Consider the following 14,206-nt stretch of genomic DNA (forward strand, 5'->3'; position numbering starts at 1 on the left):
CTGACATGCTTGTTTAGTTATGGAACGCAGGCTGTTTCGGCGCTCCACCAAAGCCATTTGCTAGTGCTAACCCCCAAAGTGATCGATTATCGGACACTCGCGTACGATAATCGCGCAAAATTTATCACAAAGCGTTGATCGAAAGGGGTTGCGCTCTTATTCTCCAATCACTTTCAGAGCGACGCGCAAATTCCCGTGAGTCGAATGCTCCGCCGCTCGATCAGGTTCCCAGGCTCAACTCCATAAACCCATTTCGGAGACATCTCTATGGCTAGCCCCAAGGACGACGCGCACGGCGGACGCCAGGCGAAAAAAGCGACTGCGAGCGGCTGGATCGGCTCGGCGCTGGAGTATTACGACTTCTTCATCTACGCCCAGGCGGCAGCACTCATTTTCCCGCAGTTGTTCTTCCCGTCGGGCAATCCGAAAGTGGCGATCATCGCGTCGCTCGCGACCTACGGCGTGGGCTACGTCGCCCGTCCGATCGGCGCATTCGTGCTCGGCCATCTGGGCGATACGCACGGCCGCAAGAACGTACTGCTGATCTGCATGTTCCTGATGGGTTTCTCGACGATGGCCGTCGGTCTGCTGCCGACGTATCACAGCGTCGGCATGCTGGCTCCGGCATTGCTGGTCGTGTTGCGTCTGGTCCAGGGCTTCGCGGTGGCCGGTGAAATCTCCGGCGCCAGCTCGATGATTCTCGAACACGCACCGTTCGGACGACGCGGCTTCTACGCGAGCTTCACGCTGCAGGGCGTGCAGGCCGGCCAGATTCTCGCCGCCGCCGTGTTCCTGCCGCTCGCCATGTTCATGCCGGAAGACATGTTCAATTCGTGGGGCTGGCGCATTCCGTTCCTGCTGTCGGCCTTCGTGCTGGTCGCGGGCTACATCATCCGTAAGGAAGTACACGAAACCCCGGCGTTCACGTCCGAAGAGTCGCACGGCGATCTGCCGAAGTCGCCGATCAAGGAAGCGTTCGCCAACAGCACGCCCGACATGATCCGCGTCGTCTGCATGGCGCTGATGAACGTGATTCCGGTCGTCGCGACGATCTTCGGTGCGGCGTATGCGGTGCAGGCTTCGTACGGCGTCGGCTTCCACAAGAGCGTGTATCTGTGGATTCCGGTGGTCGGCAACATCGTCGCGGTGCTGGTGATTCCGTTCGTCGGCAACCTGTCGGACAAGATCGGCCGCAAGCCGCCGATCATCGTCGGCGCGCTGCTCTCGGGTGTGCTGGCGTTCGCCTATCTCTACGCGATCAGCATCCACAGCGTGCCGCTCGCCTTCGCGATGTCGATCCTGATGTGGGGTGTCGTGTACCAGGGCTATAACGCGATCTTCCCGAGCTTCTACCCGGAACTGTTCCCGACCCGCTCGCGTGTCTCGGCGATGGCGATTGCGCAGAACATCGGCACCACGATCACCGCGCTGCTGCCCGCGCTGTTCGCAGCGGTGGCGCCGCCGGGATCGAACAACATCCCGGTGATCGTCGGCTCGATTGCGTTCGGCGTGACGATCATTGCGGCGATCGCGGCGTACTCGGCGCGTGAAACCTATCGCATCCGCCTGAACGATCTGGGCAAGAAGGACGCAGTGCCGATGAGCGAGCAGGAATACGAGCGTCTGCGTGCCGACTCGATCTCCGTGGAAAAAGTCGCCAAGGCGCACCACGCGTAACGATGACTGTGCTGGAGTGATTTGCCGGGCCCTGCGGGGCCCGTTTTTTTTGGTGTTCGTTTCGCGATAACATCAATGCCATCTCATCGATGACACGGAGGCATGAATGACGGGCTTCAACGAGCGCACCCTCAACGGCATCGGCGTGTTCGCCGCGATCGTCGATGCGGGCACGTTCGCCGCGGCGGGCGAGCGGCTCGGCATGTCGCAACCGGGCGTGAGCCGTGCGATCGCGCGCCTCGAAGCGCGTCTGAAGATACGTCTGTTCGACCGCACGACGCGCAGCGTCTCCCTCACCGACGAAGGCCGGCGTTTCTTCGCGCACGTGATGCCGCATCTCGCGGGACTGGAGGAAGCGGCGGCCACCGCATCGGAGGGCGCGACGGCCGTGCGCGGGCGCCTGCGCGTGAATGTCGATCCGATCTTCTCGCGGCTGCTGCTCGGCCCGAAGCTCGATGCCTTCCTGAAGGCGCATCCGGAACTGCAACTGGAACTCATCACGAGCGACCGCCTTGGCGACATGATCGCCGACGGCTTCGATCTCGCCATCCGCTTCGGCGCGCCGCGCGAATCGAGCCTAATCGCGCGCAAGCTGCTCGATACGCCAGTGCACACCGTCGCCGCGCCGTCGTATCTCAAACGTTGCGGCAAGCCCGCGACGCCGCAAGCGCTCGCCGACGACGCGCACACCTGCATCGAGTTTCGCGACCCCGAAACGGGGCGGCCGTTCGTCTGGGAGTTTCATCGCAAGAGAAAGCGCATCACCGTGGAGACGCGCGGCCGTCTCACGCTCAACGATCCCGGCACGATGCTGAGCACCCTGCTCTCGGGCTATGGCATCGCGCAGATTCTCGCGCTCGGTCACGAACACCTGCTCGCCGATGGCAAGCTGATCGACCTTTTCCCCGACTGGCCCGACGAGCGCTTTCCGCTCTACGCGTTCTATCCGTCGCGGCATCATCCGCCGGCGAAGACGCGCGCGTTTCTCGATCTCGTCATCGCGCTGACGGGACAGCGCTGACGAATCACGTCAGCGCAATGTTTTCTCGAACCAGTGATCCGCGTAAGGCTCGGCGCTGAACGCGTCGACCTCCATATACCCCGATTGCCGATACAGCCTGACCGCCTCTTTGAGCGTCCGGTTCGTTTCGAGGCGCACGACCTTCGCGCCGCGCTCGCTCGCGTGCCGTTCGGCCTCGTCGAGCAAGCGCCGCCCGAGCCCCAATCCGCGGGCGTCCGCGCTCACCCACATTCGTTTCAATTCGGCTGGGGCCGTGCCGTGAAACTTGAGCGCGACGCAGCCGATCGCCGCGCCGCGCAGCCTCGCCACGATCAGCGCGCCGTGCGGCGCGGTCAGTTCGCGCGCATCGGCGGACAGGCTGAGCGACGGATCGAAGCCCGCATCGAAGCGCGCGTTCAGCTCCGCGAAGTATTGATCGATGCACCAACGCGCATCGACGCTCGCCGGATCTTCGATCGCGAAGCGCACCAGCGACGGCTGAAGCAGCCGCTCGACTTCGGCCATCGCCGCGATCAGGCGCTGGCGCTGCGCGTCGTTCAGCGGCGCGAGCATGCCGCCGGCGACCGCATCCGATAGCCGTTCCAGCTCATCGCGTTCGGCGCGGCCTGTTTCGGTCAGACTGGCGCGGCGCACCCTGCGGTCATCGGGACGCGACTCGACCGCGACAAGCCCTTGCCGCTCCAGCGCCGCGAGCGTGCGGCTCAGATAGCCCGAGTCGAGACCGAGACGCTCGCGCAGCACGCGAAGATCGACGCCTTGCGCGCCGATCTCCCAGAGAAGCCGCGACTCGCCCATCGGACGGCCGCGCCCGAGAAAGTGGTCGTTGAGCGCGCCGATGCCATCGGCAACGGTGCGGTTGAAGCTGCGAATCTGGCTGATGTCGGTCGGGTTCATATCTCTGACTTTAGTCAGAGACTCATCCGGCGTCAACCTGAATGCGTCGCGGCTTCCACGCGCGTCTTCTCGCGCCGCCACGTCGCGGGCGGCTTGCCGACGAGACGTTTGAACGCGCGGATGAACGCCGCCTCGGATGCGTAACCGACGTCCTGCGCCACGGCCGCGATCGTCGCATTCGTATTACGTAGGAGGCCAGCCGCGACCTGCATGCGCCAGTTGACGAGATACTGCATCGGCGGCAATCCGATCATGTCGACGAAACGCTCATGCAGCGCCGAACGCGAGAGACCCACGCGCTCGCCGAGTTCTTCCACGGTCCATTCGTGCGCGGGCGCGTCGTGCATCACGGCGAGCGCGCGGCCGACGAAACGATCGCGCAGGCCCGCAAGCCAGCCGCGGCTTTCCTCGGGCAGCACGTCGACATAACGGCGCACCGCATCGACGAACATCATTTCGCTCATGCGCTCGAGCATCGCTTCGCCGCCCGGGCGCTTGTGGCGCGATTCGACCACGGCCTGCTGCATGAAGTGATTGATCCAGCCATGACCACCGCTTTCCTTCAGATGAAGGAGCCGCGGCAAGGTGGCGATCAGCGGATTGAACGGCCGCAGATCGCAGCCGAGAAAGCCGCACACGAGCATCGTTTCATAGATGTCGCCGGGGGACGGATTGTAGCCCGCTTCGACCGCGTCGAAGGTCAGTGCGAAGGGCAACTGATCGATCTTCGTCGACAGCGCCGCGACGTCCACGTCCGCGCGAATGCCCGGCGCGCTCGAAATCACGTGCGCGTCGCCGTGCGGAAACACGATGATGTCGCCGCTCGCGAGCCGCACCGGCGCTTCGCCGTCGATCGCGCCCCAGCAGCTCCCGTGCGTCACGACGTGATACTCCATGACGTGCTCGCATTCCGGCATGACGATGGCTGCGATATCGCACGCGGCGGGCGCTGCCGCCGCCCAGTTGCGGTTGCCGCTTACGTGAAAGAAGAGCGCGCCGCGCAGGCGCACCGTGCGCAGCACGTCGGAAAGGATGTCATGGCTCATGTCGGCTCCCGTCGATCGAAAGCATCGCGACGCCGAAACGAATGGGCTGCGAGAAGCGGACGATCGGGCAATTCGCGGCGACTCGCGGACAGGCGTCGAAAGGATGGTAACGGGATACTGCATGTGCCCGCCATCAGGGCGATGCTCGACCCCTCATCTGGAATCTGGAGACGGAACCATGCATGCGTTGAATACATCCGCGATTTGCGACGAGCCGAACACCGCACGACCCGACTTCGCCGCGATCAAGACCCGGCAGCAAGCCACCTGGGCCAGCGGAGACTTTGCCGTGATCGGCACGACTTTGCAGATCGTCGGCGAGATGCTCGCCGAATCGATCGACCTGCGCGCGGGCGAACGCGTGCTCGACATCGCCGCCGGCAACGGCAACGCGACGCTCGCCGCCGCGCGACGCTTCGCGCACGTCACCTCGACCGACTATGTGCCCGCGCTGCTGGAAAAGGGCCGCGCACGCGCGCAGGCCGAAGGACTTGCCGTCGATTTCAAAGTGGCCGATGCGGAAGACCTGCCCTTCGACGACGGCAGTTTCGACGTTGTGCTGTCCACCTTCGGCGCGATGTTCACGCCCGATCACGCGCGCCCGGCAGGCGAGATGTTGCGGGTGGCGAAGAGCGGCGGGCGCATCGGCATGGCGAACTGGACGCCCGAGGGTTTCATCGGCCAGCTTTTCAAGATCATCGGCGCTTACGTGCCGCCGCCCGTGGGGCTGCAATCGCCCGCGCTATGGGGCACCGAGCCGCATCTCGTGGCGCTGTTCGGCGCTCAGGCCGCCGACATTCGTTGCGTGCGCAGGCACTTCAATATGCGTTATGAATCGGCCGCGCACTGGATTCAGGTGTTCCGCGATTTTTACGGCCCGGTGCATCGCGCGTTCGCGACGCTCGATTCCGCGAAACAGGCCGATCTCGAACGCGATATCGCCGGTTTGCTGGAGCGCTGCAATGTGGGAGGAACGTCGTCGCTGGTGGTGCCGAGCGAGTATATGGAAGTGGTGATCGTCAAGCGTTGATGCTTCACGCGCCCGCGCGGCGCGTGAAGCGTTTGCTGCAATCAGAGCGTGACGGGCGCTTCGCGACGCGCGCTGTCGATGATCGCCGCGAGCGTCGCCGCGTTGTCCAGACTCACCTGCGCGTAGTACTCGATCGCGGCGGCGTCGCCCGTCGCGATCATGCGCGCGAAGCTTTCCGCGGTGAACAGAAAGCCGCTGCCAGGCTCCGACGCGACCGGTTCGAACGGCACCGAATTCGGAATGCCGCGCCGCACGCGCAACTGGCTCGGCAAATAGCCGTACCGATCGCCGGCCGGCTGCGCGCTCGTGTGATTCAGGTACTCGGTGTCGATGGTGCCCTGCGTGCCGATGATCGTCGCGTAACGATGATTGGCCGCGTCCATCGAGCACGAGACTTGCGCGCGGCGGCCATCGGCATAGATGAGCGTCGCCATGAGGCTGATGTCGACACGGCTGTCGGCCCAGGTCGCGACCGCATCGACGCGTTGCGGCGCGCAACCCATCACGAGGCGAATCAGGCTCAGCGGATAGCTGCCCGCATCGAGCAGCGCGCCGCCGCCGAGTTCGGGCTTCATGCGGATGTTCGCGCCGGGATTGCCCACGGTGAAGCCGAAGCTCGCCTGAATGGCGCGCACGTCGCCGATCGCGCCTTCGCCGATCAGGGTCATCATCGCGGCGGTTTGCGGCTGGAAGTAATACGGAAACGCTTCGAGCAGCATCACGCCGTTGCGATCGGCGGCTTCGAACATGCGCGCGGCCTCGTCGCGATCGAGCGCGAGCGGCTTTTCGCAGAGGATGTGCTTGCCCTGGTCCGCTGCCTTGATCGCCCATTCGGCATGCAGGCTGTTGGGCAACGGAAGATAGATGGCGTCGATGTCCGGGCTCGCGAGCAGCGCGTCGTAGCTCCCGAACCAGCGTTCGATGCCGTTTGCGTCGGCGAAGGCTTTCGCGCTTTCCTCACTGCGGCTGCCGACTGCGTCGACACGCACGGTCTGGCTCGGCTTGACGTCACGCGTGAATTGTCGCGCGATGTTTGCGCCGCCGAGAATGCCGAGGCGCAGGACGGAGGATGCTTGAGTGGAAGACATGGCGGATTCCTCGAATTTGTACCAGTTAGTTCATCACGAAAAGGTACCACATCCGCGCTGTTTCAGTGCGCGCAGGTATCGGGACGAACTTTCGTGCCGCGCCGGTCCGCCGGCACATGGCAATTGTCCACGCGCTGCTCGTCGCTCGCCTTGTCGCCGAGGCGCTCCTTGAGGGTTTTGGGTTCGGATGTCTCACGCGCGGTCGAGGCAGGCGCGGCTGCGTCCGTCGCATGCGTGGCGCCGATCCACGCGAGACATGCGCACAGAAGCACGAACTTCTTCATGATAGGCCCGTCATGAGGATGAAACAGCAAGCTTCGGCGCGCAAGACGCGCGCCACGCCCCGCTTCTTGCGCTTTCATTCAGGCATGCATTCCGCCGAGGATATCCTTCGCGCGCGCCATCGCCGCGACCGCGCGCAACCCGCGCACCGCCACGACAAGCCCGCTCGCACCGACGCGATTTCTGACCTCCAGCGTCGCATGATGCCGCTGCGCGATGCGCAACGCGATCGCGAGTCCAAGCCCGCTGCCATGCCCCGTCGTGCCGGCGCAGCGATAAAACCGGTCACACACACGATCGATCTCGCTTTCCGGAATGCCGGTTCCGGAATCGAGCACAGTCAGCGAAATGCCTTCCGTATCCCGCCGCAGCATCACATCGACACGCCCGCCATGCGGCGTATGACGGATCGCGTTATCGAGCAGGTTGTTGACGAGCACGGCAAGCGCGTGCGTATCGCCCATGATGGTGAACGCATCGTGATCATCCAGCGCCTGTTCGAGTTCGAGCCCGAGGTCGATCGACCGGGCCTCCGCCAGCAACGAAAAATCGCCCACGCGCACCTCGCACAGCGTGCGCAGGCTCATCGGCAAGATGGCCGCTTCGCGCGCGGCATCTTCCCGCGCCATGCTGAGCAGTTGTTGCGCGAGATGGATGAGGCGATTCAGGCGGCCGTCGATCCTGGCGAGCGTCGCGGCATCGACCTGAAGCGAACCATCGCCGGTTGCGCCCTGGATCTGCAATTTCAGCGCAGTGAGCGGCGTGCGCAGTTCATGCGCCGCGTCCGCGACGAACGTGCGCTGCGCCTGCGACGCCTCGTTCAGCCGCGCAAGCAGATCGTTCAACGCGTCGACGAGCGGTCGCAGTTCATCCGGCATCGGCCTTTCGAACGCGATGGGTTCGAGCGATTCCGGCGAGCGCGCCGCGAGCGACTGCGACAGCCCGCGCACCGGCGCAAGCCCGCGCGCCACGACGACGAGCACGATCACGACGAGCGCCGGAATGAGCAGCGCGAGCGGCCAGATCGCACGCAGCGCGAGCGTGATGGCGAGATCGTCGCGAATGGAATACGGCTGCGACACCTGCACGAAGCGGTCCGGCTGCGCGACGCCGAACGCGCGCCAGAGAATGCCTTCGCGCGCGGCGGAGTGGAAGCCTTCCCCGAAACGCGGCAACGCAGGCTCGCGCGGCGAGTGATAGATGAGGCGCCCCGAACGGTCCCATATGTCGATGACGAGCCGGTCGTCCGCGATGCCGTGCAGTTCGGGATTGCGCCCCTGCGCGACGTCTTCGGCGCCGATGTTGTGCGGTAGCGAGAGCGCGACGGTGCGCAGTTCGTAATCGAAGAGTTCGCCCGCCTCCAGCCGCGCAGTGCTGAATATGCCGATGCCCGCGATCAGGCACGCGAGGCCCAGCCCGCAGATCAGCCATCCGAGCAGCCATCGGCGAATCGATGTCATCCGATTCTCTTCAGCCGGTAACCGACGCCGCGCACCGTCACGATCTCTTCCGCGCCGATCTTGCGCCGCAAGCTGTGGATGTGCACTTCGATCGCGTTGCTGCCCACTTCCTCGCCCCAGCCGTACAGCTTTTCTTCAAGCTCCGAGCGGCGGAACACGCGCGACGGCTCTTCGATCAGCGCCTGCAGCAACGCGAACTCGCGCGGTACGAGGTTGAGCGCGACGCCGCCCTTGGCGGCTTCGTGCGCGGCGGGATCGAGCGTCAGTTCGCCGTGCGAATACACCGGATGCTTCTGCCCCGTGCGCCGTCTCAGGAGCGCGCGCACGCGGGCAGCGAGTTCGTCGAGATCGAAGGGCTTCATCAGATAGTCGTCGGCGCCGGCATCGAGGCCGCGGATGCGATCGTCGACGGCGTCGCGCGCGGTCAGGATCATCACGGGGGCATCGCCGCCGTTGCTGCGATAGGCGGCGAGCACGTCGAGGCCATCGCGCCGGGGCAAGGTCAGATCAAGCAGCACGAGGTCGTACACGCCATTGTCGAGTGAAAGCTCCGCGGCCCGGCCGTCCTGCGCCCAGTCGACCGTGTAGCTCGCACGGCGCAACGCGGCGAGCACGGTTTCCGCGATCATCTCGTCGTCCTCCACCAGTAACAGCCGCATGCGTTTTCTCCAGGCGCGAACACGTCGCAGCCGATTGTCCGGCCTGCATGCTTAAGCGCTACTTAAGCTTTGCGCGCCGCCGCACAGTGTGCCCCCGTTATCGGCGCGGCGCGCGTTTGGCTTAAGCATCGCATAAGGTTCGTCCGCTCACTATACCGTCGAGCGCGCCGATTCGCGGCCGTGCGGCCTCGGAGATGCAGATGCGATCGTCCACTCTCGTTTGCCTGCGTGCGAATGCGGTGCTGATCGCCTTGTGCATCGCCGCGTCGGATGCGGCGTGGCTCACGGTCTGCGGCTGCTCCGGCCATGTGCATGCGCTCGAAAGCACTGCGGTGCGTCTTGCGACCCTCGTGAGCGCGATGGGCATCGTGCTCGTCGTGCGGCGCATCGCGAAGCTCGCATTCGACGCTGCCCGCATGGCGCATCGCATCGGATGGAGCGCGCACGAACTCGTGATCGACGGAACCTCTCCACGCGACTGGCTGGTGCAGCTTCATGTCGAACTTCATCCCGCCGGCTCCCGGCTGAGCGCCGCGCAAGACTGTCCGCGCGCGGCGGCATCCTGCAGAGTGCCACGCGGACGGGCGTGACCTCGGAAACGCGCCCGCTCCCCTTCACCCGGCCTCAGCGCCGGGTTTTTTTTCGGCCACGGCCATTGCAAGGCGTGACGATACACATGCCTTTCATCGGCATTTCAATGTGCATTCGTTCGCTTATCTAAGCATCTCTTAAGGTTCGCGAAGGCAGGCTTCGGGTTCCCGACACGCATTCGAATCACTGTGGAGATTCTCATGCCGTGGTTCATCTGCCGCATCCGGACGTGACGATCATGACGGCGCATCCGGTTTCGTTGTTCGAATGGCTCGTCATCGCGCTGTGCTGTGCCGCGACGTGCCACGCGACGCTCGCCGCGCTGGTTTTTCCCGGCTTGCGCGGCACGGCCCGCAAGCGGCAGCGCGGCGACGCGTCCGCTTCCGTCAGCGTGCTCAAGCCGCTGTGCGGCATCGAGCCGCGCCTTTACTCCAACCTTGAAACCTTCTGCACGCAGACGCATCCGTCATATCAACTGCTGTTCGGCGTGGCGAGCGCGTCCGATCCCGCGGCGGGCGTCGTCCAGCGGCTCGCGCGCGCCTTTCCGAAGCGCGACATCGAACTCGTGATCGACGGCACCGCGCACGGCGGCAACCGCAAAGTCGGCAACCTGATCAATCTCGCCGCGCGCGCGAAGCACGATCTCATCGTGATCGCGGACAGCGACATCGCCGTCGAGCCCGACTATCTCGTGCGCGTGACCGCGCCGCTCGCCGATGCGGACGTCGGCGTCGTCACGTGCCTGTATCGCGCGCGGCGCGTGGGCGGCTTCTGGTCGCGCGTCGGCGGGCTTTTCATCGATGAATGGTTCGCGCCTTCCGTGCACGTGGCCAACGTGCTCGGTCAGAGGCGCTTCGGCTTCGGCGCGACGCTCGCGGTGAGGCGCGACACGCTCGTGAGAAGCGGCGGCTTCGAAGCCGTGCGCGACTGTCTCGCGGACGATTACTGGCTCGCGGAGCGCGTCCGCGCGCTCGGCTTGCGCACCGAACTGTCCGACGTGGTCGTCGCAACCGATGTGATCGAGCGCGATCTCGCCTCGCTGTGGCACCGCGAAACACGCTGGCTACGCACGATCCGCTCGCTCAACCCGCTCGGCTTCGCGTGCCTGTGCGTCACGTTCACCACGCCCTGGCTTCTGACCAGCGCCCTGCTCGGGCTCGGCTACGAGCACGGCACCGAGATCACGCAGGGCATCGCGGATACCGTCGTCGATCTGAGCACGTCGCTCGGCCTTTCCGCGCGGCTTTTGCTGCACAGACGCGGCGCGCGCTCGTGGCGCGCGTTCTGGCGCGACCTTCCGCTCATTGCGTTGCGCGATCTGCTGATGTGGCTGCAATGGCTCGCCGCGCTGTTCGGATCGAGCGTCGTGTGGCGCGGCGTGCGCATGCCGCTCGACGACGCACGCGAGCACTACGACGCCAACGCCTCCGACAGTCAATGACGCATTCACCGGACTTCGCACCATGAAGCACACGCTCTTTCTCCAGGCGCCCTCTTCCGACGGCTCCGCGACGCTCGGGGAGCTCGTGCGCGAGATGCTCACGAGCTGGGACATGATGACGCGACGCCTGCGCGACGGCGTCGAGTTCTTCCTTGTCCTGAGCGCGCACGACGCGTGACGCGGTGCGCGGAGTCATCGTCACCGCCGACGACTTCGGGCTGCACGAACGCGTGAACCACGCGGTCGCGCGCGCGCATCGCGAGGGCGTGCTCACCTGCGCAAGCCTGATGGTCGGCGCACGCGCCGCTTACGAGGCCGTCAAGATCGCACGCGACTTGCCGGCGCTGCGCGTGGGCTTGCATCTCGTGCTGACCGATGGCGCCGCGTCGCTGCCGCACTGGTCGATACCGGATCTCGTCGATGCGCGCGGCGCTTTCGCAGGCTCGATGTTCGAGAACGCCGTGCGCTTCTTCTTTCGGCCGGACGTACGGCGGCAGCTCGCGGTCGAAATTTACGCGCAATTCAAGGCCTTCGCGGCAACCGGCCTCGAACTCGATCACGTCAACGTGCACAAGCATTTTCATTTGCATCCGACGATTCTGGCGCTGATCCTCGAAATCGGGCCGCAGTTCGGCATGCGCGCGATGCGTCTGCCACGCGAGACGCCCGGCTCGATCTTTCTCGGCCCCTGGATCGCGTTGATGAAAAAACGCCTCGACGACGCCGGCATCTTCCATAACGACCGGGTCGCGGGTATCGCCGCGACGGGTCACATGGATGAAGCCGCGTTACTCGCCGTGCTCGCGAAAGCGCCCGAAGGCGTGCTCGAAATCTACAGCCATCCCGCGACGCAAGGCGGCCCGCTGACGCCATCGATGCGCGACTATCGCCATGCCGATGAACTGGCCGCCCTGTGCTCGCCGCGCGTCGCGCGCGCGATCGAATCGACCGGCGCGATGCACGGCGGCTTCGCGGATGTGTTCGGGTACGCGCGCACGCCGGAGCCGGCCACCTAAAGGTGAGCACTTCCGGGAGCGCGATTTCGCTTGCAAAAGTTGCGATACGCAACTAGATTGAGCGCATATGGTTGCGCTTCGCAACCGACGGAGCCGCCATGGACGTCATCGACACACCCGTTCAATCCCGCGATAAAACCATCCTCGAACTGCGCGAATTCTCACGCAAGCTCGTACGCGAACTGGGCTTCATGCGCAACACGCTCGCGGACAGCGGCCTCGCGCCGTCGGCGGTGCACGCGATCATCGAGATCGGCGCGACGCCCGGCATCCAGGCGCGCGACATCGCCACGATCCTGCGGCTCGACAAATCGAACGCGAGCCGGCAGATCGCGCGGCTCGAAGCGACCGGCCTCGTCAGGCGCGAAACATCGGGCGAGGACGCGCGTTCCTCCGAGCTTTATCTGACGCCCGCCGGACAGAAACTGCGCAGAAAGATCGACAAGTTCGCGACCGATCAGGTGTCCGACGCGCTGCGCCGCATGGTTCCGGAAGATCAGCAGGCGCTCGTGCGCTCGCTCGCGCTCTACGCCGATGCGCTCGCGCGCGACCACGCGAGCGGGACGCCGCACGCCGCGCATACGGAAAGCACGCGCATCGTCGAGGGATATCGGCCGGGGTGCATCGGCGATGTGGCGGGGCTGCACGCGCGCTTTTACGCGCATCATGCGGGCTTCGGCGTGTACTTCGAGCGCAAGGTCGCGACGGAACTGGCCGCGTTCGCCGAAGCCTTGCCCGCAAAAGACAAGGCGCTGTGGCTCGTGATGGAAGGCGAGCGCACGCTCGGCTCGCTCGCGATCGACGGCGATCTCGCCACGCGCGTCGCGCATCTGCGCTGGTTCATCGTCGACGATGCATTGCGTGGCAGCGGCGTGGGCCGGCAACTGATGTCGCGCGCGATGGACTTCGTCGATGCGCACTACGACGAGACCTATCTCTGGACCTTCAAGAGTCTCGACGCTGCGCGCCACGTGTACGAGTCCTTCGGCTTCGTATTGACCGACGAAGCCGAAGGCACGCAATGGGGCACATCGGTGATCGAGCAACGTTTTACGCGCCGACGCCCGCGTTGATGCTTCATCGGCGCACGACGCGCGATGTCGGACCGAGCCGTTGCGCGAAACGCCGCGCGCATTCGATGCCGAACTGCGTGGGCCGCGCGCCGCGATCGTGCAGCACGTCGAAGCCCATGCGCCACGCCGCGATCCGCTTGCCGTAACAGGTGAGCGTTTCCAGGGACTGCATCACGAAGACGATTTCCGGCAGCGTTTGCGCATAGAGCGATTCGGCTTCGTGCTCGCGTCCTTCGACGAAGGCGCCGTGAATGGCGACCTGTCGATCGAACGCATCCGGCGCGACGATCAGCCCATCGCAGCCCGCGCGCAGGTTATCGACGAATTCCTGGCCGCCGCGCCCGTTGAATACCGCGAGCGTCTGATCGAGCGCGCGCAGGCGTTCGATGGTCGCGCGGATCGTCACGGCCGGACCTTCGCCTTTCAGCAGGCGAAAGTTGGACCGCTCGGCGGCGAGCGCCGCGATCGATTCCGCCGACAAGCCCACGCCCAGATATTCCGGCGCGTTCTGGATGCCTGCGTTCGCGCCGGTCCGTTCGAGCACCGATGAGAAGAAGTCGTAGTAGAACGACTCGGGCTCGTTGCGCATCGATGGCGGCTGAAGGATCAGCCACGACGCGCCGCGTTCGAGCGCGTAGCTGGCGAGCGCGACCTGACGTTCGACGGTATCGCCGCTGATCGTGACCGCGAGCGGCACACGGCCCGCGATATGCGCGGCGCAATCATCGATCATGGTGCGCTTTTCATCGTCGGACAGGCGGTTCACTTCGGTCGCGAGGCCGAGCGTGACGATGGCGGGCGCGCCCGCCGCGATGGTCGTGTCGATCTGCTTGCGCGTGGCCTCGCGGTCGATGCGGTTCAGCGCGTCGAAATACGCATAGAGCACCGGCCACATGCCGGACGGCGGCGTTTGATGACTCGTCATCGA

Annotated in this window: 15 protein-coding genes; 8 read left to right on the top strand and 7 right to left on the bottom strand. The window is 65.2% G+C overall.

The window, feature by feature from the left end; all coding sequences use genetic code 11:
- Nucleotides 1–267 precede the first annotated feature (267 nt).
- Nucleotides 268–1,677, top strand: a complete 1,410-nt coding sequence (locus tag BTHE68_RS21110) for an MFS transporter (protein WP_162068156.1) — start codon at nucleotides 268–270, stop codon at nucleotides 1,675–1,677.
- A 106-nt stretch (nucleotides 1,678–1,783) separates the two neighbouring features.
- On the top strand, nucleotides 1,784–2,698 hold the full coding sequence (locus BTHE68_RS21115) for a LysR family transcriptional regulator (RefSeq protein WP_162068157.1): 915 nt from the start codon (nucleotides 1,784–1,786) through the stop codon (nucleotides 2,696–2,698).
- Between the two features lie 9 nt (nucleotides 2,699–2,707).
- Here BTHE68_RS21115 and BTHE68_RS21120 read toward each other — a convergent pair whose 3' ends face one another.
- Nucleotides 2,708–3,592, bottom strand: coding sequence for a bifunctional helix-turn-helix transcriptional regulator/GNAT family N-acetyltransferase (locus BTHE68_RS21120; protein ID WP_162068158.1), 885 nt, complete (start codon nucleotides 3,590–3,592; stop codon nucleotides 2,708–2,710).
- A gap of 32 nt (nucleotides 3,593–3,624) precedes the next feature.
- Nucleotides 3,625–4,638 carry an AraC family transcriptional regulator gene (locus tag BTHE68_RS21125; RefSeq protein ID WP_162068159.1) on the bottom strand — a complete coding sequence of 338 codons (1,014 nt, stop codon included), beginning with the start codon at nucleotides 4,636–4,638 and terminating at the stop codon, nucleotides 3,625–3,627.
- 178 nt (nucleotides 4,639–4,816) lie between these two features.
- On the opposite strand from BTHE68_RS21125, the gene BTHE68_RS21130 reads away from it, so the two are divergent.
- Complete coding sequence (locus BTHE68_RS21130) at nucleotides 4,817–5,668, top strand: class I SAM-dependent methyltransferase (RefSeq protein WP_162068160.1); 852 nt, start codon at nucleotides 4,817–4,819, stop codon at nucleotides 5,666–5,668.
- 41 nt (nucleotides 5,669–5,709) lie between these two features.
- Here BTHE68_RS21130 and BTHE68_RS21135 read toward each other — a convergent pair whose 3' ends face one another.
- From BTHE68_RS21135 to BTHE68_RS21150, 4 genes are all read right to left on the bottom strand, one after another.
- Nucleotides 5,710–6,756, bottom strand: coding sequence for a Gfo/Idh/MocA family protein (locus BTHE68_RS21135; RefSeq protein ID WP_162068161.1), 1,047 nt, complete (start codon nucleotides 6,754–6,756; stop codon nucleotides 5,710–5,712).
- A 62-nt stretch (nucleotides 6,757–6,818) separates the two neighbouring features.
- Nucleotides 6,819–7,040 carry a hypothetical protein gene (locus BTHE68_RS21140; protein ID WP_225936300.1) on the bottom strand — a complete coding sequence of 74 codons (222 nt, stop codon included), beginning with the start codon at nucleotides 7,038–7,040 and terminating at the stop codon, nucleotides 6,819–6,821.
- A gap of 78 nt (nucleotides 7,041–7,118) precedes the next feature.
- Nucleotides 7,119–8,498 (bottom strand): ATP-binding protein, encoded by a 1,380-nt coding sequence (locus BTHE68_RS21145; RefSeq protein ID WP_162068163.1) that lies wholly within the window; start codon nucleotides 8,496–8,498, stop codon nucleotides 7,119–7,121.
- Entirely contained in the window at nucleotides 8,495–9,157 is a 663-nt protein-coding gene (locus BTHE68_RS21150; RefSeq protein WP_061175082.1) for a response regulator, read from the bottom strand. Before BTHE68_RS21150 ends, BTHE68_RS21145 begins: the two co-directional genes overlap by 4 nt.
- 200 nt (nucleotides 9,158–9,357) lie before the next feature.
- Here BTHE68_RS21150 and BTHE68_RS21155 point away from each other — a divergent pair, with 200 nt between their 5' ends.
- The 5 genes from BTHE68_RS21155 (at nucleotide 9,358) to BTHE68_RS21175 (ending at nucleotide 13,278) form a co-directional block, all read left to right on the top strand.
- Nucleotides 9,358–9,747: a hypothetical protein gene (locus BTHE68_RS21155; RefSeq protein ID WP_162068164.1), complete on the top strand. Its 390-nt coding sequence runs from the start codon at nucleotides 9,358–9,360 to the stop codon at nucleotides 9,745–9,747.
- A 239-nt stretch (nucleotides 9,748–9,986) separates the two neighbouring features.
- Nucleotides 9,987–11,189, top strand: a complete 1,203-nt coding sequence (hpnI, locus tag BTHE68_RS21160) for a bacteriohopanetetrol glucosamine biosynthesis glycosyltransferase HpnI (RefSeq protein WP_162068311.1) — start codon at nucleotides 9,987–9,989, stop codon at nucleotides 11,187–11,189.
- A 22-nt stretch (nucleotides 11,190–11,211) separates the two neighbouring features.
- Entirely contained in the window at nucleotides 11,212–11,367 is a 156-nt protein-coding gene (locus BTHE68_RS21165; protein ID WP_162066893.1) for a hypothetical protein, read from the top strand.
- Between the two features lie 4 nt (nucleotides 11,368–11,371).
- Complete coding sequence (gene hpnK / locus BTHE68_RS21170; RefSeq protein ID WP_162068165.1) at nucleotides 11,372–12,205, top strand: hopanoid biosynthesis-associated protein HpnK; 834 nt, start codon at nucleotides 11,372–11,374, stop codon at nucleotides 12,203–12,205.
- A 98-nt stretch (nucleotides 12,206–12,303) separates the two neighbouring features.
- The gene (locus tag BTHE68_RS21175) at nucleotides 12,304–13,278 is read left to right on the top strand and encodes a bifunctional helix-turn-helix transcriptional regulator/GNAT family N-acetyltransferase (RefSeq protein WP_162068166.1); all 975 of its coding nucleotides are present in this window, start codon (nucleotides 12,304–12,306) and stop codon (nucleotides 13,276–13,278) included.
- 4 nt (nucleotides 13,279–13,282) lie between these two features.
- Here the strand turns inward: BTHE68_RS21175 and BTHE68_RS21180 are convergent, their stop codons facing one another.
- Entirely contained in the window at nucleotides 13,283–14,203 is a 921-nt protein-coding gene (locus BTHE68_RS21180) for a dihydrodipicolinate synthase family protein (RefSeq protein WP_174258085.1), read from the bottom strand.
- Nucleotides 14,204–14,206 lie beyond the last annotated feature (3 nt).

It is taken from the genome of Burkholderia sp. THE68, from assembly GCF_009938265.1.
Taxonomy (GTDB): Bacteria; Pseudomonadota; Gammaproteobacteria; order Burkholderiales; family Burkholderiaceae; genus Caballeronia.

What these genes read in the sequence shown, in the direction of transcription:
- BTHE68_RS21110 (WP_162068156.1), top strand. Translation starts at nt 268, where the DNA reads ATGGCTAGCCCCAAGGACGACGCGCACGGCGGACGCCAGGCGAAAAAA.
- BTHE68_RS21115 (WP_162068157.1), top strand. Translation starts at nt 1,784, where the DNA reads ATGACGGGCTTCAACGAGCGCACCCTCAACGGCATCGGCGTGTTCGCC.
- BTHE68_RS21120 (WP_162068158.1), bottom strand. Translation starts at nt 3,592, where the DNA reads ATGAACCCGACCGACATCAGCCAGATTCGCAGCTTCAACCGCACCGTT.
- BTHE68_RS21125 (WP_162068159.1), bottom strand. Translation starts at nt 4,638, where the DNA reads ATGAGCCATGACATCCTTTCCGACGTGCTGCGCACGGTGCGCCTGCGC.
- BTHE68_RS21130 (WP_162068160.1), top strand. Translation starts at nt 4,817, where the DNA reads ATGCATGCGTTGAATACATCCGCGATTTGCGACGAGCCGAACACCGCA.
- BTHE68_RS21135 (WP_162068161.1), bottom strand. Translation starts at nt 6,756, where the DNA reads ATGTCTTCCACTCAAGCATCCTCCGTCCTGCGCCTCGGCATTCTCGGC.
- BTHE68_RS21140 (WP_225936300.1), bottom strand. Translation starts at nt 7,040, where the DNA reads ATGAAGAAGTTCGTGCTTCTGTGCGCATGTCTCGCGTGGATCGGCGCC.
- BTHE68_RS21145 (WP_162068163.1), bottom strand. Translation starts at nt 8,498, where the DNA reads ATGACATCGATTCGCCGATGGCTGCTCGGATGGCTGATCTGCGGGCTG.
- BTHE68_RS21150 (WP_061175082.1), bottom strand. Translation starts at nt 9,157, where the DNA reads ATGCGGCTGTTACTGGTGGAGGACGACGAGATGATCGCGGAAACCGTG.
- BTHE68_RS21155 (WP_162068164.1), top strand. Translation starts at nt 9,358, where the DNA reads ATGCGATCGTCCACTCTCGTTTGCCTGCGTGCGAATGCGGTGCTGATC.
- hpnI (WP_162068311.1), top strand. Translation starts at nt 9,987, where the DNA reads ATGACGGCGCATCCGGTTTCGTTGTTCGAATGGCTCGTCATCGCGCTG.
- BTHE68_RS21165 (WP_162066893.1), top strand. Translation starts at nt 11,212, where the DNA reads ATGAAGCACACGCTCTTTCTCCAGGCGCCCTCTTCCGACGGCTCCGCG.
- BTHE68_RS21175 (WP_162068166.1), top strand. Translation starts at nt 12,304, where the DNA reads ATGGACGTCATCGACACACCCGTTCAATCCCGCGATAAAACCATCCTC.
- BTHE68_RS21180 (WP_174258085.1), bottom strand. Translation starts at nt 14,203, where the DNA reads ATGACGAGTCATCAAACGCCGCCGTCCGGCATGTGGCCGGTGCTCTAT.